We start from the raw sequence: 18,910 nt of genomic DNA on the forward strand, positions 1-18,910 counted from the left end.
TATAGATGTTTGCAAAAATTGATTACGGAGAATTTAACAAGCAAATGAGGGCTTATATAGCTTTACCAGACAAGGAAAGAAAACAAGCTTATTTGGAATTGTTAAAGGAGAATAGAACGCTTAAAAGTTCACCTATAGCAGTTAAAACAGCTAATAACATAAATAATGATTACAAGATAGAAGCTGATATTTTAAATGTTGTGTTATTTAAAAGAAGAATAATTGAAGGTGGCAAAAGCAAAGGAGAAATTGTTTGGGATGCAATAAGCTATGAGCCTAATGTAAAAGAAGCACTAAAAACATTAGTCAAGAGGGAAATTAATGGTACAGGATTAAAAGATTTTAAGGCTGTAGTTGATAAGGTTGACGAGTTAATGGAGCAGATAAATCATTTTAAAGTTAATTATGAAGTACCTGAAAGCAAGGTGTTAGAATGAATAAAATAATACTAAATGGAAGATTAACAAAGGACCCGGAGTTAAATTATACTCCGGGGAACGGATTGGCAGTAACAAAGTTTACGTTAGCAGTTAATAGACCACGATTTGATAAAAGTAAGCCCCAGGAGGCAGATTTTATAAATTGTGTATGCTTTGGAAAAAAGAGCCGAGGCCATAGCTAATAATGTCCAAAAAGGCAATAGATTTGGAGTTTGTGGAAGGCTTCAAATAAATAAGTATGTTGATAAAGAAGGTAATAACAGATGGAGTACGGATGTTTTGGTCGAGGATATTGACTTTTTACAGGATAAGGGTAGCAACAATTCAGCACCAAGCCAAAACAATCCACCGGATAATCCAGCAGCTTCAAATTACAGTGATATGCCTGTTACTCCTATTGACGACGGAGATATTCCTTTTTAAAAAAAAATAAAAAGTTTAGGAGATTGATATTATGACACGTATGGTTGAATTTACAAGTTATGAAGTTCGAGAAAATGGATGTTTAAAGGGTGACTCTAGAAGCAAAAAAATCACAACATTAATTGGAAAAGATATGATCGTTAGTAATAGACATACTGTTGCATTAAATTTTATACAGAATGCAGAGCTTGAGGATCTACAAAAAATAGATGTTGGTTTATTTATAACTGTTATAAAAGATTAAGGAGGTTGTGCAAAATGAGCCAACTAACTCCAAAGGAGCTAACAGAAAAAACAGTAAAGGATTTAGCACAAAGAAAAGTTGCTAAGGCTAAGAAAGCGGAATCAGATGTTATGTACGTGCTTATAACCAACAAGCAGAAAGCCAGAAGAAAGAAAATAGGGCAACTATAAGGGAAGGTGAGTTAATGCATTATAGATTTACAGAAACAGAAGTAAACAAGTTATTAAAGGAAAACTTAAAAGTATTGTACGACACTAGAGAACAGCAAAATAGTCATATTCTTGATTATTTTGACAGAAATAAAATTCCATATAAAAAGCAAAAAATTGACGAGGGCGATTACACTGCGATTATTACAAAGTGTCCAGAGAAAGGCATATATAGGGATATTTATTTCCCTGTAGCAGTTGAAAGAAAAAATAGTATTGATGAGCTTGCCAATAACCTAGCTGAAAAGACGGATACGCATGATGATATAAGGCTTATAAGAGAACTTCAAAGAGCAAAGACTAAAGGTATAAAAATATATCTCATCATTGAGGATAAAAACGGTATGGAAAATATAAAGAAAGGCAATTATAGAAGTTTATACAAGCCTACAGCTTTTTTAGGAAGGTTAAGCAGCATACAGGATTTATATTTGTATGACACCATATTTACTGAAAATAAAAATACTGGTTTTGAGATATATAGAAAGCTCTACTATAGTGTTAGAAATTTCTTAAAGGAATTGGACGCAGATATAAGTCCACAGGTTGAAAAATGTTAACAACATATAGAAAGGAGAAAAATTATGATTAAATATTCAGAAGTAAAAGAAGGAGAATCTTTACGAATAGTTGGAGAAGGAGCACCGGGATATGCCGCAAATGGAGAAATTGTTAAAGTTAAAAAAGTGAGCTTTAATTCTGTAACCGTTGAAAACAGAGAAGGCGAAACAGCCAATTTTGTATATGACTGTGGAGCTGCAAGACTTGAAAAAATAAACTAACTTACAAATTAAATTTTACTTTAGAAAAGAGGTGAGAAGGTGGAACTTCAAGACATAGATTTAAAAACGCTCATAGAAAGAGAAACAGGGCAACATTTTAATAAACAAGGGTACATTAAGTGCCCTTTTCATAACGAAAAAACACCTTCCCTATCAGTTAAGTTTTTCCCAGATAAAAACAAAGAAAAATTTAAATGTTGGGGGTGTGATAAGCAGGGCGACGCTCTTGACTTCATTATGGAGCTTAAGAAAATTGATTATATAAAGGCAAGAGAATATTTAGGGCTCTCAGTAAAAAAAAGCCCCCAGGAGGAATTAAGAGAAAAAGTCAAAGGTTATATTGAATGGGAGCTAACCAAATTCAGAAAAGGACAGCAGCTCCTAGGAATATTTAATTTTGTGAAAGATAAGGGTGAGATTGCTTATTTTAAAGCAAAATTTAAGAACGCTGATGGTAAAAAAGAGCTCTCTTACTATCACATAGAGGGTGACAAGGTAATTAATAAACGTGGTTGTGACGAACTTCCATACAATCTGTACAAGGTCATAGAAGGTATTAAAGATAAAAAAGTAATAATTATATGCGAAGGTGAAAAAGATGCCAACACGCTCAACTCACAGCTTAAAAATAGCGATTATGTTGCGACAAGCATTAAGGGTTGTAAAAATATTTCTGTCTTAGAAGATGCAAGAATTTACGTATGTAGTGATACTGGGGAAGCGGGGGAGCAATACAAGTGGCATATTTACAAAGAACTTTATAAAAGCTCTCAAGAGTTTAAATTTATAAATCTTCCAGGCATAAAAAGTTTAGGAGACAACAAAGACATTACCGACTGGTTAGATGCCGGACATACTAAGAAAGATTTATTTAATGCATTTAATAGAAGTTTGGATTTAAAAAGTAAATTTGAGTTGCAGCAGGATAACAGAGGGATTTATAAGCAGATTCCAAAAGAAAAGGATGATGAAATAACTTACAAAAAGAAATACCTAACTGATTTTAAATTGATTGAAGCGACTAGAGTTAGGTTTGTGGATGAAGATCAAGAGGGTGTTAAATTAGTTTTTAAATCCACTACAGGTGAGACAATTAGCCGCCAAGGTCCTTCTACAGTATTTGATGATGTTAAGAGTTTTAAAAATTTCCTCGGCACCCTAGATTTAGCCTTTAAAGGTAGGGTGGACGATTTAACAGATTTAAAAACTTGGATAAATAAATTTTTCGCTTTGGAAATAGAAGAAGTTTACAATGGGGTTCAATTTAAAGAAAAGGACAACCAGGTATTTTTTATAACCAATGATGGAGCTGTAGGAAAAGATAAAATTTATCAAAACATTAAAAGTGATGGACGTAATAATGTTGATGTAATGGAAATAGAAAAGTTAACAACTGCGGAGCTAAAAGAAATTAAAAAGCATCTTTTTAGGTTCGCATCCGCAGAAAAAACAATTTCTATTATAGGTACTATTATAAATAATTTAGCAGTGGCACAATGTAGAGCTGCAAAAATCAAATTACATCACTTGCTAATTGTCGGAGAGAGTGGCAGCGGTAAAAGTACCATATTGGAGAACGTAATAGCTCCAATATTAAATTATGCCACCAATGAAATTAAATCATTAGGTTTGGCTACGAATTTCAGTTTGATAAAAGACCTTAGTGATGGTAATTACAGCATGATCTATGAAGAGCATAAACCTTCAAGATGGGACAGATATAAAATATCCAAAGTTTCCGAGGTGTTAAGAAATTTATATGATGGCTCTACTGTTGCAAGAGGAGATAAGTCTTTGAAATCTAAAAACTTTTATTTAGGGCGCCCTGTGATTATCGCCGGAGAAGAAGGTTATTACAATAACGAAAAGGCTCTTATGGACAGAAGCTGCATAATATATACATCCAAGAATGAAAGAACTCCAGAGAGCGGCAAAGAGATAAAATGGCTTATGGAAAATGAAAATTTATTAAATAAATTAGGTAAAAGTTTAATTGAAATAATATTGAATTTATCAACTGATAAGTACATTCAAATAAGAAATAAAGTCTCAGAAAACATTCAAGATTTAAAAGACCGCCCCCTTAATACTGCCATTAATATATGTGTAGGCATGGAAATTCTTAATTTGCTTCTTAAAAAATATAAAATTAAGACAATTACAGGGTACATGGATCATGTGATTAAAAATATAAAATTGGAAGTACTAGAAGGCGGCGAAGAAGCTCATTCTATAGTAGAACAAATGTTAACAATCTACAATGACATGATAGATGATGGAAGATGCGAAGGCATGAGCGTTGTTGTCCATAGGGTTGATGGAGTATTTATAAAAACTTCTGAAATGCTGAATCAGATAAGAGTGTATATGAAAAATACAGGATTGAATATGCATATTTTAGAAAACAGGGATTTTAAAAAGCAAGCAACAAAGTCTGGATATTTGACAGGAACAGCAAACAAGCTCATAAGGGTTGACGGTAAGATTATTAGATTTGATACCTATAATATGGAAAAGCTAAGAAAACTTAAAGTTGATGCAATAGCTCCGCCGGATCTCGTTGATGTTACAAATGAAGATAATGTTATTCCGTTTGGCTAGAATTGAATAAATGTGTACTCTACCCGATCTCTGATTCCTGTGATAAAAGTAGTTATAAAGTTAACGAATAAACAAGCAACCATATTATCAACTCCTTCTAAAAAACAAGCAATGATAAATAATAGTGCATATGATGAAATTGGTATAATCAATTTGTCAAAGACTTTTATCTTATCACAGAAATCGAGTGCACCAGCATTCGCAATCAGGAATCGAGTACAATACACATTAAAGATATTATAACATACCAAAATATTAAAGCAAATTTAAATATAAGGTAAAGTAAAGAAGGTGATTAAAATATCTACTGTAAAAATAGCGGCACGAATTGATGAAAATTTATTTAAATTTGTTTCAGAGCAGGAAGGTAAAAATTTTACTGACAAACTAGAGAAAGTTATTGCTAAAGTGTCGGACAATTTTATTGGCGATGTTGTTAATTTGAATAATATAAAAGTGTTGGACAATATAGAATATGATAAAAACCTTTGGGTTAATATGAATTGGTTATGTAATTATATTTTACAAGAATATATATGGACTAATCTTCAATACGTTCAAGGTTGGACAGGGAGAAAGGATGAGTATAAACGTGGTTACTGTGAAGCAGCAATAGAAATTGAATTTATTGTTAGCCAATCGAGACATAGTAAAAAGTGTGATTATCTTTGTAGGTTTAAGTTGTAATTTAAATACAATATGAATTTGTAACATTTTTTAGAAAGTACGTAAAGTCTTCAAAATAGCGGCTTAAAGGGTGGCGTAAGCGAAAAGTGTAACATAAAAAGGCGATTTGTAACGTAAAAAAGCAGGCAATGTTACAAAAATGTTACACCTCAAAAACCGCCCCACACAAGGCTTTACGGTATATATTATATATTAATATATTATTGTAACATAATATATTAATATATATATTACACATGAGTAAATATAATATCACATATATGTATATATACTATGTATTTTTCAAAAAACGTTACACATAAAAAAATCTATGAAAGCATTGGTATATAAGGCTTGTAGCTGTAACACTGCAATGTTACAAACGTTACAAAAAACGTTACACTAAAAGGAGCAAAATTGCTATGGATATAGATAATATAAGGCTTTACAAGCAATAACTAAATCAAATGGAAAAAGAAGAAAAACAAGCAGTTTTGAATAAAAATTGGACTGAATTACCGAAATTAAGTGTAAAAAAGAAGAATTTTGAGGATAAAATCAAAGAAATTGAACATAAAAATTAAAGCAAGGTGATAAGATGAAAGAAAATATATTTAAAAAAACTGAATATGCTCTATATAATTATAAAAATTTAGAGATTAAGATAAAAAATATTGAGATAGATATAGAAAATTTAAAAAATGATTACACTGGAATAACTGGAATAAGCTATGAAGAAAAATCAAGCCCTACATTCAAATTCAATAGCTCTGTAGAAAATGAAGTTGTAAAAAAAGAAAAATTAATAAAGCAACTTGAAGGAGTTAAAGAATATAATCTTAATTTAAAAAGGAAAATAGATAATGCATTGAAGAGTTTAACAGGTGAGTCTTATAAATTAGTAGAATTAAGATATTTTACTCAACCTAAAAAAACATGGATTGCAATAGGAAAAGAGATAAATATGGACAAGGATTATTGTTGTAAAAAGAGATGTGAAATAATAAATAAATTAGCAGAGTTGATTTACAGTTATTAAACTGTTTAAGAGCTGTTTTAAAACTGTAAGCTAACATTTTCTTAGTGTTAAAGTGTTATATAATAATATCATAGAAAGTTTAAAAGATACCTTAGGAGATTTAATTCCTGGGTGTCTTTTTTATATTAAAAAATGTGTAGTGTGCTAAGCGCTAGAAGGGAGGTAGTGAATGAAGGACGATATATTAACCACTAAAGAAAGTACGTTGGTGTCGCTCCTTATAGAGGGCTTAAATATAACAGATATAGCAAAGCAATTAAAAGTAACACGAAACACTATATATAGTTGGATGAATAAGGATATTGTTAAGGCTGAGCTTGACAAGCGCAAGCAAGAGTTATCACGCCAAGGTAACCGCTTAATAATGAAGGATATGGCTATATATATAGATAATATAAAGGTTCTAGCAAACGACAAGAGCGATAAAAGAGTTTGTTTGGCTGCTAATCAATACTTACTCAATAGAGTTATGGGTGTGCCTACTGCCTCTATAGGCGATAGTACACAAGATGATAATAGTAATGGTACTGATGTATTGGAACTTGAAGCAGAGTTAAAGAAGTTTAAAGTTAAGTATAAGTAAATGTATAAACTATTGCATAAACAATGTATAACTACTTTAAAACTGTATAAATATTAAAAACTTTATGCATAAAACTAATTGATATAAGTTGCATATGAGTAAGAATGGCTTAACAGTGCCATTTATAAGCAATTTTCTTATTTCGATAAAATTTTATTTGACGAAATTAGAATTTTTAAGTTGCATAAAGCCGGGTACATTCTAAATCGCGGAGGTCGCGGATGCCCCGTGAGGGGCTACAGATTTTCCACATAAATTTTAAAAGTCAAGGAGGTGGACTATGTGAGTGAAGAAATACCAGAGTTTAAAACAGAGGATGAACAAAACAATTACTTGCTTTTTACACACTTGCAGAAAGTAGGCTTCAGCGAAGATGCAGCAACCAATATGATTCTAAAACATAGTTCTAATCTTTACGGATACCATGGACTCGCTTGGCAACTAGGAAAAATGTCAGTAGAGTTTTTTTGTATGTATTTTCTTCAGGACACTTTTCTACCAAAAGAAAATAATACGGCAGCACCGCTAGCAAAAGTTCACCATGAAATTTGGGAAGACATTCAGGAAAGTATAATAGGCGATGGATCAAGTCAGATAGGGAGAATACTTCCGAGAGGTACGGGAAAGTCTATCTTTGGAACTTATTCAGCTGCATGTTGGTGTCATGCATATGGGATAAAGAAATACACTTTGATTTGTAGTGATATAGGAAGTACTGCTGAGAAGTTCATCAAGGATATTAAGAACACTTTCTTAGAAAACAAATATATTGAAAAAGCTTTTGGGAAGCTCCTTGATGATAGAGATAAGCGATATGTATGTAACTCAACTCAATTAGAGTTTACCAATAAGACATTTATAGAAGCTATTTCCTCCAGTTCTCCAATGCGTGGACGTAAATATGGGAACTGTAGACCAGACTTAATTCTCTTAGACGATTATCAATCTGAAGATGACGTGCGAACAGAGGACGCACGAGAAAAGAAATGGAAAAGGTTTAGTGATGACGTTAAGTATGCAGTTCAGAAAGCAGTCAAAAGAGCTGGTATAGTAATAAAAAAAGGTACCACACTTATAGCTCTTGGAACTTTACAACATAAAGAATGTTTTTACAGCAGACTTCTTAAACAACCTACATGGAAATTTAAAAAGGAAAAGGGTGTTTTGATTGATGATATAGACACATATTTCAACAGTGGTCTATGGGAACAATTCAAAAACATCCTTTTTGATTTTAAGAATGAAACTCATCTTGAGGATGCCAAAGAATTTTATTATAGTCACGAGAAGGAAATGCAGTTTCCTTTATTGTGGGCTGAATTTTGGGACTGCCTTGACATGGCTCTTAGCTACTATGAAAATCCAAGTAGTTTCAAGCAAGAGGTTCAGGGTGATGTTGATAGTATTGGTAGTAAGTGGTTCAAGACAGTTGCAACGGAAACAAGAGAAGAAATTGAAACACATAGCTTTATAAAAACAATGTTGTGCATGGACCCAGCAAGTACGGATAATGGAAAGTCCGATTATAGCGCTTATTTAATTGGTTCCGAAGGTGAAAATAATTTAAAGTATGCCCGTAAGGCTGAACTTGCAAAAATAAATGCAAGAACTGACTTTGATAAATATATAAGTCATGCCATGGAGCTTTTGAAAGAATATCCGGATATTACTCATATATATATTGAAAAAAACACCTTTAATGGTGCGGATGCAAACCTGCTTGAAAATAAAATCAAAGTAGATCCGGTTTTAAGTATTAGGAACCTTGAAATTATAAATGAAATGCAGAAAAAAAATAAGGATGATAAAATTTCAACTATCATTCCTTACATGAACAAAGGTCAAATAATTTTTGCTGAAGAAGATAAGGAATTTACAGATCAGATTCTTGATTTCAGGGGGCAAAAGTTTAGTGTTCATGATGATGCGCCAGATATAACGGCAGAGTTTGCAAATAGGATTGAAAATATAAAAGTCATTCAAAAAGTTCAATTGTTTGACCGTAGAAGATTAGGATTGTAGGAGGTGAGAATATTGCCAGTAGGATTAGAGTTACTTAAAAAATGTAAACAAGATTTTGATATGCATAAGAATGAGTATTTTACAATGAAAAGATATTATGATGGTCATACGGATGCCCTTGAAAAATATCAGATGATTACTAAACGCGCTAATACGAAAGTACGTTGTAATTTTATTCAGAAATTTATTAATGAAGAAGCTAGTTATTGCTGTGGTAACAAGGTTACTTATTCAAGCCATTCTGATAATACAGATGTAATTGAGAATATAAGGTTTAATTTTAGACATTGGAAGGAAAAACATAACAAGGAGTTGTGTAAGCAGTCTTTAATCTATAATGAGGCTTATGAGCTTTATTATATTGATAGTAATGGTATGTTTAATAGTTTAATTTGTACGCCATTAGACAGCTATGTATTAAGAGATAGTTATGATAACATAATACTCTTTATAAGATTTTGGACAAAGCAATTTGATACTACAGCAACACTTTACGCTGATGTTTATACAACCACTAATATTACACACTATACTGTTATTGGTGATGTATTTACACCGATTATTGATTCTGCTGTCAGTAGTCAAATAGAGGGAAACAACAATGATACTATTCTTTTTGATGACATAACCGGAATAGGATCTATAAGTAATAACGCTGATGCGAATGTATTTGGTCAAGTTCCAGTTTCCGTTGTTCAAATTGGTACTATAGATGAAAGTTTATTCTCTATGCTTAAAGGGCTCCAAGATGGCTACGAAACAAATTTAAGTGATGTTGTAAATGAAATATCGGATTTTAGAAATGCTTACCTTGCCTTTAAAGGTTGTAAACTTGACGATACAACAAAGGATGCAAACGGAGAAACAGACCTTGACAAAATGAGAAAGCTTGGAATTATGAATTTACCTGGTAATGGTGCAGATGTTAAATGGTTGATTAAAGAGATAAACGATAGCTTTGTGCAAAACACTCTTAATACATTAGAGGATAAGATGTACCAGTTAGCTTCACACATTAATAACAATGAAAAGTTAGTAAGTAATACAAGCTCCTTAGCCCTTAGAAATAGGCTTATAGGTCTTGAAGAAAAGTGTACCAATAATATACAAGCTCTTACAGATGCCATTAAGACAAGATTACAGTTTCTTTTCATATACCTTCAGATAAAGCAGAGTAAAAATTATGATTGGAAGGATATAGACATCAAGATTACTCCTAATATACCAACAGATGATTTAATGATGTCCCAGATCATTAGCCAACTTAATGGAAAGCTTTCACTCAAGACTGGACTTTCTCAACTTTCATTTGTGGATAATGTGGATAACGAAATAGCAGAGCTTAAAAAGGAAAACGAACCTAATAAGGTTGGAGCTGATTTATTGAACAATGCAGGAGGTGGAGCAAATGGCGAAGGTCAATCCGGAGTATCGGGCAGCAATTGAACAAATAAAAATTGATGCTGATAATTACGCAGATCAGCAAATGCAAACTACCTACAAAAATCAGAAAGACCATTTGACCGAACTTCACAAATTTATAGGTTTAATGTATATAAAGTACGCTGTGGAGGGACTTCTAAATAAACTGACGCTGCAGCAACGGAAAAGCATAATAGGTGATGTTGATAGTACATTAAAGGCTATGGCTAAGGACATGGGACAAACGCAGGTTGATAATGTGACTAATATTCTTAAGCATAATTATAGTGACACGTATTATAAAAATGCTTATGTAATGGATAGTGGTTTAAAAGTGGACCTTAAATTTGATATTCTGAAAGATGAATACATTAATGCAGCTGTAAACAATCCTATAGATGGAGAAATATTTTCTAAAAGAATTTGGGACAATACCGCTGACGTTGCAGATAAACTTAAACAAAGTATTATTGATGCAATGAATAGCGATACAACTATTGATGCTATAGGAAAAGATATACAAGAAATATTTAATGTTAATGCTTATAATGCACAAAGGTTGGTTAATACTGAAAATGCAAGAGTACAGTCGCAGGCAATAGATGATATAGCAGCTTCTACAGGAGTAAAAAAACAGATATATTCAGCTACATTGGATAATAAAACAAGTGAAGAGTGTGCTGCTCTTGATGGTCACCTATTTGACGTAGATGATCCTGACAAAGTAGTACCACCTGAAAACCATCCTAACTGTAGATGTGTTTTAATAAATGTACCCTTTGATGATTGGCAACCGAGTGTAAGAAAGGATAATGACAGTAAGGAAGTTATAGACTATACTGATTATAATAATTGGTTAAAGGATAAAGGAATTGGTGATGATGAGTGAAAATATTCTTAATTATATCTGTGTTATTAAATATTATTTTTCTGTATTTTTTAATACATGACACTATTTACTATAAAAAAGTTATAAAGGATTTGCAAAGTAAATACAGAAAAGCTCTTGAAAAGCTTAACCAAAAGTCTTAAGAAATTAAGGCTTTTTTATTTTATAAAAATTTAATTGCGTTCTTAGTTCATAAGAGTTAAGAGGGCACAGGAGGTAAAAATATTATGAAAAAAAGTGAATTAACAAAATTAATTGAGACATTAAGTGATGATGCTGACATTGATGAAACAATATCTAAAAGTGATTTAGGTAAGGCACTTGTAAATAGTAGTTTAACTTTAGATGCTTTTAAATCTAAATTAGAAAGTGATCCAACCTTTAAAAGCTTTATGGATTCTGAAAAAGATAAACATTCAACTAAGTCTTTAGAGACTTGGAAAACTAACAATTTGCAAAAAGAAATTGATGCAGAAATTAAAAAGAGATATCCAGAAGCTGATCCAAAGGATACTAAACTTGCAGAAATGGAAAAGAAACTTGAACAAATGCAAAAAGATGCTGCACGAAAAGAACTTACAAATAAGGCTTTGAAAGTAGCACAGGAAAAGAAACTACCGACCGAGCTCATTGATTATTTTGTTGGAGCTGACGAAGATACAACAAAAGCAAATTTGAAAACTTTAGAAACTGTATTTTCCAAACATGATGAAGCTATTAAAACAGAAATCTTAAAAGGTGGTACCTATAAACCAGGCGGACAAGGTGGGCAACCAACCGAAGAAGCTACAAAGTCTCAAATAAATTCAATATTTGGGATTAAACAATAATAAGAAAAGAGGATGATAGAAAATGGCAAACGCAATTAATTATGCAACTTTGTTTATGACAGCATTAGATACGCAGATGATACAACAAAGTACTTCAGGATGGATGGAAGCAAATGCTGGAGAAGTTATTTATAATGGAGGAAAGGAAATAAAGATTCCTAAAATGAATATGGATGGACTTGGAGACTATTCCAGAACTGACGGCTATCCAGGAGGAACAGTTTCACTTGATTATGAAACAATGACTATGTTAATGGATAGAGGTAAACAGTTCGTACTTGACTCTATGGATGTTAATGAAAGCAATTTCGTAGTTAATGCGTCAAGTGTAATGTCACAATTTCAAAAGCTATATGTTATCCCAGAAGTTGATGCTTACAGGTATTCAAGAATAGCGTCTTTGGCCATATCTAAGAGTAAGGCGAGTGGTGGATATACTCCAGCAGTTAATGATATACTTTCTAAGTTAAAGGCAGATATAGCAACTGTACAGGATATAGTAGGAGATATTCCTTTAATTGTAACAATGTCAAGATTAACAAAAAACATTCTTGAAGAGTCGACTGAAATAACTAAGCAGCTTACAGTAACTGATTTTGTTAGTGGCCAATACAATACTAAAGTGTCTATGATAGATGAATGTCCAATAATTCCAGTACCAAGTGCAAGACTTAAGACAGCTTATGTATTTAGAGATGGAAGAACTACAGGACAAACACAAGGTGGTTTTGCTCCAGATGCATCCGCTAAAAATATTAACTGGATAATTTCAGCACAGAATGTTCCTATAGCGGTTTCTAAAACTGACAATATGAAAATATTTACTCCAGACGTAGTACAGGACGCAGACGGATATAAGATGGACTATAGAAAGTATCATGACCTTTGGATTCCAGACAATAAGTATGATGGCTTATTTGTTAACATTAAGGAGGCATTAAGCTAATGGATATGGTTAGAATGAAAAAGTTAAATGTTGTGAAAATAGTTCCAGATGACCAAAAGGATAGCTTTAAAAGCCAAGGTTTTGAAGAGATTGGAGAAGTTGGAGAAGTTGAAACAGACTATAGCGATATGACAGTTGATGCACTTAAAGCTTTAGCAAAGGAAAAGAATATTGAAAAATATTCTACTATGAATAAAGATGATCTTATTGCAGCTCTTAAAGAGAATGATAAAAAGTAGTCATTCTCTTTTTTTACTTGGAGGCGATTTTATGGTCATAGATGATGTGAAAGAATTAAAAGGATGGCAAGATAATTCTCATGATGGCAAAATCAACATTTATATTAGACGTGCTGTAACCCTTATAGGAAACTATTTAAATTTAGGCAGTAATAACGGTATAGATATAGAAAACACATATCAAGACGCTTGTATAGCGTATGTAATGGAGCAATTTGATCGTAAGGGAAATGAAGCAACAAAACAATATTCCCAAGGTAGCAGAAGCGGAACTTATGAAAACAGCTTGAGTGATAATGTTAAAAATCTTCTTCCGGTACCATATGCCCGTATGATGGGGTGATAGTGTGAAGCAAGATTTTATTGTAAGTATTTACGTAAAAGGTGAAGGACATAACACCAGTCGAGGTTGGGTACCTGGGGAAGATGAGCCTATAAAAGATATTGAATGTGATATGCAGCCTTATAGTAGAGAGCTACTTCTTAAGAATTATGGTTATGATATCGAAGTTAATAAGCGGTTTTTTATCGATAATTTTGAGCCATCGATAAAAATAGGTACTCTTCTTAAATATGTTAATAAGCAAGGGACAACCGAAACTTATGAGGTAAAGTCGATACCTTGGGATGATGGATATATGGAGGTATTTGCACTTGGAATTCAAGAGTAATATTCCGGAAGTTTTAAATGCACTAGAAAAAGCTAAGGGTGATATTTGCAATACTATAGGAAATTTTATTACTGCTGAAGCACAGACAAGAGCTACAGTGTTAACAGGTAATATGAGAAGGTCTATAACTTTCGAGGTTCATGAGGACAACAACGGTGTTGATATAGGTGTTACACCAGATGCGCCATATGCTATTTATGTTGAAAAAGGTACGAGTCACAACAAAGCTCAACCGTTCTTGGAACCAGCGGCAATGGAGAATATAAGTAAGCTTGAAGAAATAGCAGGACAGAAAATAAGTGTAAACATGGGAGGTAAATAGATGTTAAATTTGTATGATGTGATATTTGAAATTATAAATCCTGTAGTTAACTCTTATGCAGAGCATTACCCTATAGGTGAAGAAAAAGTATATCCTTATGCAGAATTTAACTTTCCCTAATGTGACCCAAAACAATGAGTATAGCGACCTTAATCAGCTTGTTATTGATGTATGGAATGATAAAAGTGGACAGGTTGAAGAAATAGAAACTATTACAGATAACCTTATAACGGCAATTTTACAAGGCAAGAATACCAGGATAATTAAAACAGAAAATATGTTAGTACAAATTTATAAAGATAATCCATTTAGATTAAAGCTCCCTGATCCGGATGTAAATATCCAGAGAAGAGAGCTTAGATTTTTAATAAAACTTTATGAGAAAGGATGATACGAATGTCTGATATAAATACAGATGGATTGCAGACGACAGGATTTAATGAAAAAACTATGGAACATTTGTTGCTGGATGCTGGTTCATTATATAAAAATTTAGGATTACCAACACAGGCTTTAATTGGAGCCACATCAGGCGGAAATGAATTTCAAGTTAAACAAAAAATAAGCGCTATTAAGATTGATGGTATAAAAGCAGCGAATGTTAAGGGCATGGAACGTGTGGATAGCGTGGAAACTACTTTAAAATGTAATTTTATAGAGGCTACACCGGAAATAATTGCGGATGCGCTTGTCGCAACAATAGATAGTACGAGTGATAGTAATTACCACATAATTAAGGGTAAAAGCAAAATAGATGAAAGTGACTATATAGATAATATTGCTTGGGTGGGGACTATTAGCGGTAGTGGAAAACCTGTAATAATATTTCTATATAATGCCCTTAGCCTTGATGGATTGCAGCTAAAAACAGAAGATTCTAAGGATATTACACTTCCAGTTACTTTTACAGCTCACGCAGATCCAACGAAACCACAAGATTTACCTTATGCTATTTATTATCCTAAAGAGCCATTCAATTTGGTTAATGCAGCGGTTTCTAGCGGAAAAATAATTCTTACAATGACCGACACTGTAGCTGCTACGGTTCCAAAAGACGGTTTTACGCTTATGGTAGCTGGCTCAGCTAATGTTGTTACAGCGGCTGCAAGAGGAACGGACACAAAGACAATAGAACTTACACCAACTACAGCGCCAACTACAGGACAGGCGGTTACAATAGCTTATACAAAGCCTACAGATGCAAGCAAACAAGTACAGTCGGCGGTTGGTACTGCGTTAGATACATTTACAGCAATTAATGTAACAAATAATTAATTTAAGCACTCGAAAGGGTGCTTTTTGTTTTTAGGAGGAATTTGAATGAGAAATTTAAATCTTGAGGATACTTTTACAATTACTAAAATGTTAAAAAAAATGAATATCAGAAAAGAAATAAAAGAATGCATTAAAGATGCTAAAAAAACACCAGGAGAAAATAATGCCGAGAGCCTAGGAATAGATATTGCTTTACTTGTAGTTGAGAATATATCTAGTGCTGAAAAAGAAATTTACACTCTTTTTAGCAGCTTGACTGAGAAAAAAGTTGAAGAAGTAAAAAAGATGGGAATTACAGAAGTTGTAGACACAGTTAAAGAGCTTTTCACAAATGAGGATATGAAGAAAGTTTTTTCTACAGCGCTCAGCTTGAAGAAATAGGAGAGGTTGGGTGCTATGACCTTTTACTTAGTCAATACAACAATATTGATTTTATAATGCATTTAGGTTTTGAGGATGGTTTTGAAATGCTTAAAAAGGCAAACGAAAAACAAAATGATTCTATTCTATGGGATATGTGGCTTGCAAAATATCCATGGATGGATAAAGACAGTTTTATTAGTTTTAATGACTTTAAGAATAGCATTTTGAAGAAAGTTGAAGAACCTAAAAAGTCAACTAAAACTAAAGAAGAAATAATCACACAATCTGAAAAGATTATTGAAGCTTGGAAGAAGGGAGGTAATAATAAATGACCTTATTTAGTTTGGTCGGAGAAATCCTCCTAAAAGACAATAACACAAAGCAAAAGCTTGAAGAAATCGAAGGAGCTGGAAGCAAGACAGGTTTAACTTTAGATGGTGCATTTAGTAAAGTAGGAAGTGCACTTTTAAAACTAGGAGCTGTAGTCGGTGTGACTATGGGATTTAAAAGCTTGTTTGATAAGGCAAGTGCTGGGCAACAAACTATGGCGCAGATGGAAGCAGTGCTTAAAAGCACTGGTGATGCTTCTGGAATGACCAAAAATCAGCTTGTAGCCCTTGCTGATGCGCAAAGCAAAGTGACCACATTCTCCAAGGGAACTAACATGGCCACAGAAAATCTTTTGCTAACTTTTACTAACATAGGGCAAAAGGTTTTTCCTGATGCTCTTAAGTCCGTTAACGATATGTCGCAAGCTCTCGGACAAGATACGAAGAGCTCAGCTATCCAACTCGGTAAAGCTCTCAATGATCCTATAAAAGGAGTTACCGCGCTTAGCAGAGTTGGAGTAACGTTTAATGCCCAGCAAAAAGAACAAATAAAAAGCATGGTTGAAGCTGGGAATGTAGCTGGAGCACAAAAAATAATTCTCCAGGAACTCCAGAAAGAATTTGGAGGAAGTGCAGAGGCAGCAGGAAAAACATTCGCAGGACAGCTTACTATTTTAAGAAACCAACTTACAGGCGTTGGCGTTGGTATAGTATCTAAGTTACTACCACCATTAACTACTTTGGTAACCACGATAAATAACCATATGCCACAGATACAGGCTGTTATTGGAAATGTAACAAACTTTATAGGGAATGCAATAAATGCTTTAATGCCAACATTTGAAAGCATTATTCAGGACGTTATAAAAATAGCCGAGAATGTATTCCCTAAACTTAGTGGATCATCCGGAAACTTAGGAAAGCAATTAACAGATTTGGCTAAGAATGGACTTAATATTATAAAGGGAGTTTTTGATTGGTTGGCCCAACATGGAGAAGTTGTTAGAGCTGCTATTGCTGGAGTTGCTGGAGCATTTGCAGTTATGAAAATAGCTGGTATTGCAAGTGATATGATGAAAATGGTCGGAGCTGCTAAGGATTTAGTTAATGGATTTAAGACGTTAAGAGAAGCGGGTGCAGGAGCTAACACGATAATGAAGGTTCTTTTCGGACTTAATCCTATGGCTCTTGCTATTGGAATTGGTATAACTCTTTTGGCGGCAATAGCATATGAAGTAATAACACATTGGACACAAGTAAAAACATTCTTTATTGGCTTATGGAATAGCATAAAAACAACATTTAATGGCATCAAAACATCTATAGAAGGTGCGTGGAATAGTGTTAAAACCACAACTAGTAATGTATGGAATGCAATAGTAAGTTCAATAACAGGCTTTATTAATGGAATTAAAAATACTATAACAACTATATTTACAGCTATAGCAAGCTTTTTTACAAGCACATGGAATACTATACAAAATACATTTAATACAGTTGTAAATGCAATAGTAACTTTTGTAAATACGACATTTGGCGGCATGATATCAGATGTAAAAATCATTTTTGGTGATTTTCAAGCTATGTTTAAGGCTGTATGGGATGCAATTAAAAATATATTTCTTGGAACTATACTTTTAATTTTAGATTTAGTTACTGGAAACTTTAATAAACTAAAATCAGATGCACAAGCAATATGGAACAACATTAAAGATGATTTTCAAACTGTATGGTTAGCCATTAAAGTAATATTTATTACTACATTAGATTTAATCAGAGATACTATTACAACTATATGGAATAGTATTAAATCCATAACAGAGAGCTTGTGGAATGGGCTTAAAGAATTCTTATCTAGTCTATGGGAAGGAATTAAGTCAGTTGCGTCGTCCGCATGGAATGGCTTAAAAGATGCAGTTATTTCTATTGTAACAAGCGTAGTAGATACAGCAAAATCAATATGGAATGGATTATTGTCATGGTTTGAAAGCTTGCCAGGACGTTTGTATAATGCTGGTTCTAGCATGTTTAATAGTCTTAAGAGCGGTATTTCTAGCGTACTAGGTACAATTACAAGCGTTGTACAAAATGGCTTTAATGGGGCTATAAACTTTATAACAAGTTTACCGAACAAAGCGGTTACTTGGGGTAAAGATTTTATAAATGGTCTTATAAATGGAATTAAAAATAAGATTGGAGATGTGGGAAGTGCTGTAAGTGGTGTGGCTGATAAAATAAGATCAATACTTCATTTCAGTGTGCCAGATGAAGGGCCGCTAACTGACTATGAAACTTGGATGCCGGACTTTATGACAGGGTTAGCAAATGGAATTGATAGTAATAAATTCAAAGTTACTGACAAAATCAAAGAGCTCGCAGGTAATATGAAAATTGATGCTGCAGCAAATATATCAGCAAGTGCTAGTAATACCAACGAATCTAGTGATAAAAATGTTAATAATTCTAAAGATAGTACATCAAAGCAACCAATTATATTACAGTTAGTTTTACAAAACGCTAAGATTATAGCTGAGTGGTTAATTGATGATATAAACCAGTTACAAGGTACTATGCAGTTAAGTAATAGCAGATTGAATTTAGGGAGGAGATAAAAA

General features: G+C 33.0%; 23 protein-coding genes and 1 pseudogene. All 24 read left to right on the top strand.

Going from position 1 to position 18,910, the window contains the following annotated elements; genetic code table 11:
• Nucleotides 1-5 precede the first annotated feature (5 nt).
• The 24 genes and pseudogenes from ACJDT4_RS13240 (at nucleotide 6) to ACJDT4_RS13355 (ending at nucleotide 18,907) form a co-directional block, all read left to right on the top strand.
• Complete coding sequence (locus ACJDT4_RS13240; protein WP_406788045.1) at nucleotides 6-437, top strand: hypothetical protein; 432 nt, start codon at nucleotides 6-8, stop codon at nucleotides 435-437.
• Nucleotides 434-863, top strand: a pseudogene (locus ACJDT4_RS13245) (single-stranded DNA-binding protein). Before ACJDT4_RS13240 ends, ACJDT4_RS13245 begins: the two are co-directional and overlap by 4 nt.
• 31 nt (nucleotides 864-894) lie before the next feature.
• Nucleotides 895-1,107: a hypothetical protein gene (locus ACJDT4_RS13250; protein WP_406788046.1), complete on the top strand. Its 213-nt coding sequence runs from the start codon at nucleotides 895-897 to the stop codon at nucleotides 1,105-1,107.
• Between the two features lie 14 nt (nucleotides 1,108-1,121).
• The gene (locus ACJDT4_RS13255) at nucleotides 1,122-1,277 is read left to right on the top strand and encodes a hypothetical protein (RefSeq protein WP_406788047.1); all 156 of its coding nucleotides are present in this window, start codon (nucleotides 1,122-1,124) and stop codon (nucleotides 1,275-1,277) included.
• A gap of 14 nt (nucleotides 1,278-1,291) precedes the next feature.
• The gene (locus tag ACJDT4_RS13260; RefSeq protein ID WP_406788048.1) at nucleotides 1,292-1,876 is read left to right on the top strand and encodes an ERCC4 domain-containing protein; all 585 of its coding nucleotides are present in this window, start codon (nucleotides 1,292-1,294) and stop codon (nucleotides 1,874-1,876) included.
• A 24-nt stretch (nucleotides 1,877-1,900) separates the two neighbouring features.
• Nucleotides 1,901-2,098, top strand: coding sequence for a hypothetical protein (locus ACJDT4_RS13265; RefSeq protein ID WP_406788049.1), 198 nt, complete (start codon nucleotides 1,901-1,903; stop codon nucleotides 2,096-2,098).
• 39 nt (nucleotides 2,099-2,137) lie between these two features.
• Nucleotides 2,138-4,699, top strand: a complete 2,562-nt coding sequence (locus tag ACJDT4_RS13270) for a CHC2 zinc finger domain-containing protein (protein WP_406788050.1) — start codon at nucleotides 2,138-2,140, stop codon at nucleotides 4,697-4,699.
• A 291-nt stretch (nucleotides 4,700-4,990) separates the two neighbouring features.
• Nucleotides 4,991-5,386: a hypothetical protein gene (locus ACJDT4_RS13275; protein WP_406788051.1), complete on the top strand. Its 396-nt coding sequence runs from the start codon at nucleotides 4,991-4,993 to the stop codon at nucleotides 5,384-5,386.
• 577 nt (nucleotides 5,387-5,963) lie between these two features.
• The gene (locus tag ACJDT4_RS13280; RefSeq protein ID WP_406788052.1) at nucleotides 5,964-6,404 is read left to right on the top strand and encodes a hypothetical protein; all 441 of its coding nucleotides are present in this window, start codon (nucleotides 5,964-5,966) and stop codon (nucleotides 6,402-6,404) included.
• Nucleotides 6,405-6,573: 169 nt separating this feature from the next.
• Nucleotides 6,574-6,987: a helix-turn-helix domain-containing protein gene (locus ACJDT4_RS13285; RefSeq protein ID WP_406788053.1), complete on the top strand. Its 414-nt coding sequence runs from the start codon at nucleotides 6,574-6,576 to the stop codon at nucleotides 6,985-6,987.
• A 282-nt stretch (nucleotides 6,988-7,269) separates the two neighbouring features.
• Entirely contained in the window at nucleotides 7,270-9,009 is a 1,740-nt protein-coding gene (locus ACJDT4_RS13290; protein WP_406788054.1) for a hypothetical protein, read from the top strand.
• 12 nt (nucleotides 9,010-9,021) lie between these two features.
• The gene (locus ACJDT4_RS13295; RefSeq protein WP_406788055.1) at nucleotides 9,022-10,455 is read left to right on the top strand and encodes a phage portal protein; all 1,434 of its coding nucleotides are present in this window, start codon (nucleotides 9,022-9,024) and stop codon (nucleotides 10,453-10,455) included.
• The gene (locus ACJDT4_RS13300; RefSeq protein ID WP_406788056.1) at nucleotides 10,418-11,320 is read left to right on the top strand and encodes a minor capsid protein; all 903 of its coding nucleotides are present in this window, start codon (nucleotides 10,418-10,420) and stop codon (nucleotides 11,318-11,320) included. Before ACJDT4_RS13295 ends, ACJDT4_RS13300 begins: the two co-directional genes overlap by 38 nt.
• Nucleotides 11,321-11,547: 227 nt before the next feature.
• On the top strand, nucleotides 11,548-12,150 hold the full coding sequence (locus ACJDT4_RS13305) for a DUF4355 domain-containing protein (RefSeq protein WP_406788057.1): 603 nt from the start codon (nucleotides 11,548-11,550) through the stop codon (nucleotides 12,148-12,150).
• Nucleotides 12,151-12,172: 22 nt separating this feature from the next.
• Nucleotides 12,173-13,096 carry a hypothetical protein gene (locus ACJDT4_RS13310; RefSeq protein WP_406788058.1) on the top strand — a complete coding sequence of 308 codons (924 nt, stop codon included), beginning with the start codon at nucleotides 12,173-12,175 and terminating at the stop codon, nucleotides 13,094-13,096.
• On the top strand, nucleotides 13,096-13,335 hold the full coding sequence (locus ACJDT4_RS13315; RefSeq protein WP_406788059.1) for a Rho termination factor N-terminal domain-containing protein: 240 nt from the start codon (nucleotides 13,096-13,098) through the stop codon (nucleotides 13,333-13,335). Before ACJDT4_RS13310 ends, ACJDT4_RS13315 begins: the two co-directional genes overlap by 1 nt.
• Before the next feature lie 31 nt (nucleotides 13,336-13,366).
• Nucleotides 13,367-13,678 (top strand): phage head-tail connector protein, encoded by a 312-nt coding sequence (locus ACJDT4_RS13320; RefSeq protein ID WP_406788060.1) that lies wholly within the window; start codon nucleotides 13,367-13,369, stop codon nucleotides 13,676-13,678.
• Nucleotides 13,679-13,682: 4 nt separating this feature from the next.
• The gene (locus ACJDT4_RS13325) at nucleotides 13,683-14,006 is read left to right on the top strand and encodes a hypothetical protein (protein ID WP_406788061.1); all 324 of its coding nucleotides are present in this window, start codon (nucleotides 13,683-13,685) and stop codon (nucleotides 14,004-14,006) included.
• Complete coding sequence (locus tag ACJDT4_RS13330) at nucleotides 13,990-14,328, top strand: HK97-gp10 family putative phage morphogenesis protein (protein ID WP_406788062.1); 339 nt, start codon at nucleotides 13,990-13,992, stop codon at nucleotides 14,326-14,328. Before ACJDT4_RS13325 ends, ACJDT4_RS13330 begins: the two co-directional genes overlap by 17 nt.
• Nucleotides 14,329-14,425: 97 nt before the next feature.
• Nucleotides 14,426-14,719: a hypothetical protein gene (locus ACJDT4_RS13335; protein ID WP_406788063.1), complete on the top strand. Its 294-nt coding sequence runs from the start codon at nucleotides 14,426-14,428 to the stop codon at nucleotides 14,717-14,719.
• Between the two features lie 5 nt (nucleotides 14,720-14,724).
• Nucleotides 14,725-15,603 (top strand): SwmB domain-containing protein, encoded by an 879-nt coding sequence (locus tag ACJDT4_RS13340; protein ID WP_406788064.1) that lies wholly within the window; start codon nucleotides 14,725-14,727, stop codon nucleotides 15,601-15,603.
• Nucleotides 15,604-15,648: 45 nt separating this feature from the next.
• On the top strand, nucleotides 15,649-15,984 hold the full coding sequence (locus ACJDT4_RS13345) for a hypothetical protein (RefSeq protein ID WP_406788065.1): 336 nt from the start codon (nucleotides 15,649-15,651) through the stop codon (nucleotides 15,982-15,984).
• 86 nt (nucleotides 15,985-16,070) lie between these two features.
• Nucleotides 16,071-16,298, top strand: coding sequence for a hypothetical protein (locus ACJDT4_RS13350; protein WP_406788066.1), 228 nt, complete (start codon nucleotides 16,071-16,073; stop codon nucleotides 16,296-16,298).
• The gene (locus tag ACJDT4_RS13355; RefSeq protein WP_406788067.1) at nucleotides 16,295-18,907 is read left to right on the top strand and encodes a phage tail protein; all 2,613 of its coding nucleotides are present in this window, start codon (nucleotides 16,295-16,297) and stop codon (nucleotides 18,905-18,907) included. The genes ACJDT4_RS13350 and ACJDT4_RS13355 overlap by 4 nt, the downstream gene beginning before the upstream one ends.
• Nucleotides 18,908-18,910 lie beyond the last annotated feature (3 nt).

Origin of the sequence: Clostridium neuense (genome assembly GCF_045310695.1) — a bacterium.
GTDB classification, from domain to species: domain Bacteria; phylum Bacillota; class Clostridia; order Clostridiales; family Clostridiaceae; genus Clostridium_S; species Clostridium_S neuense.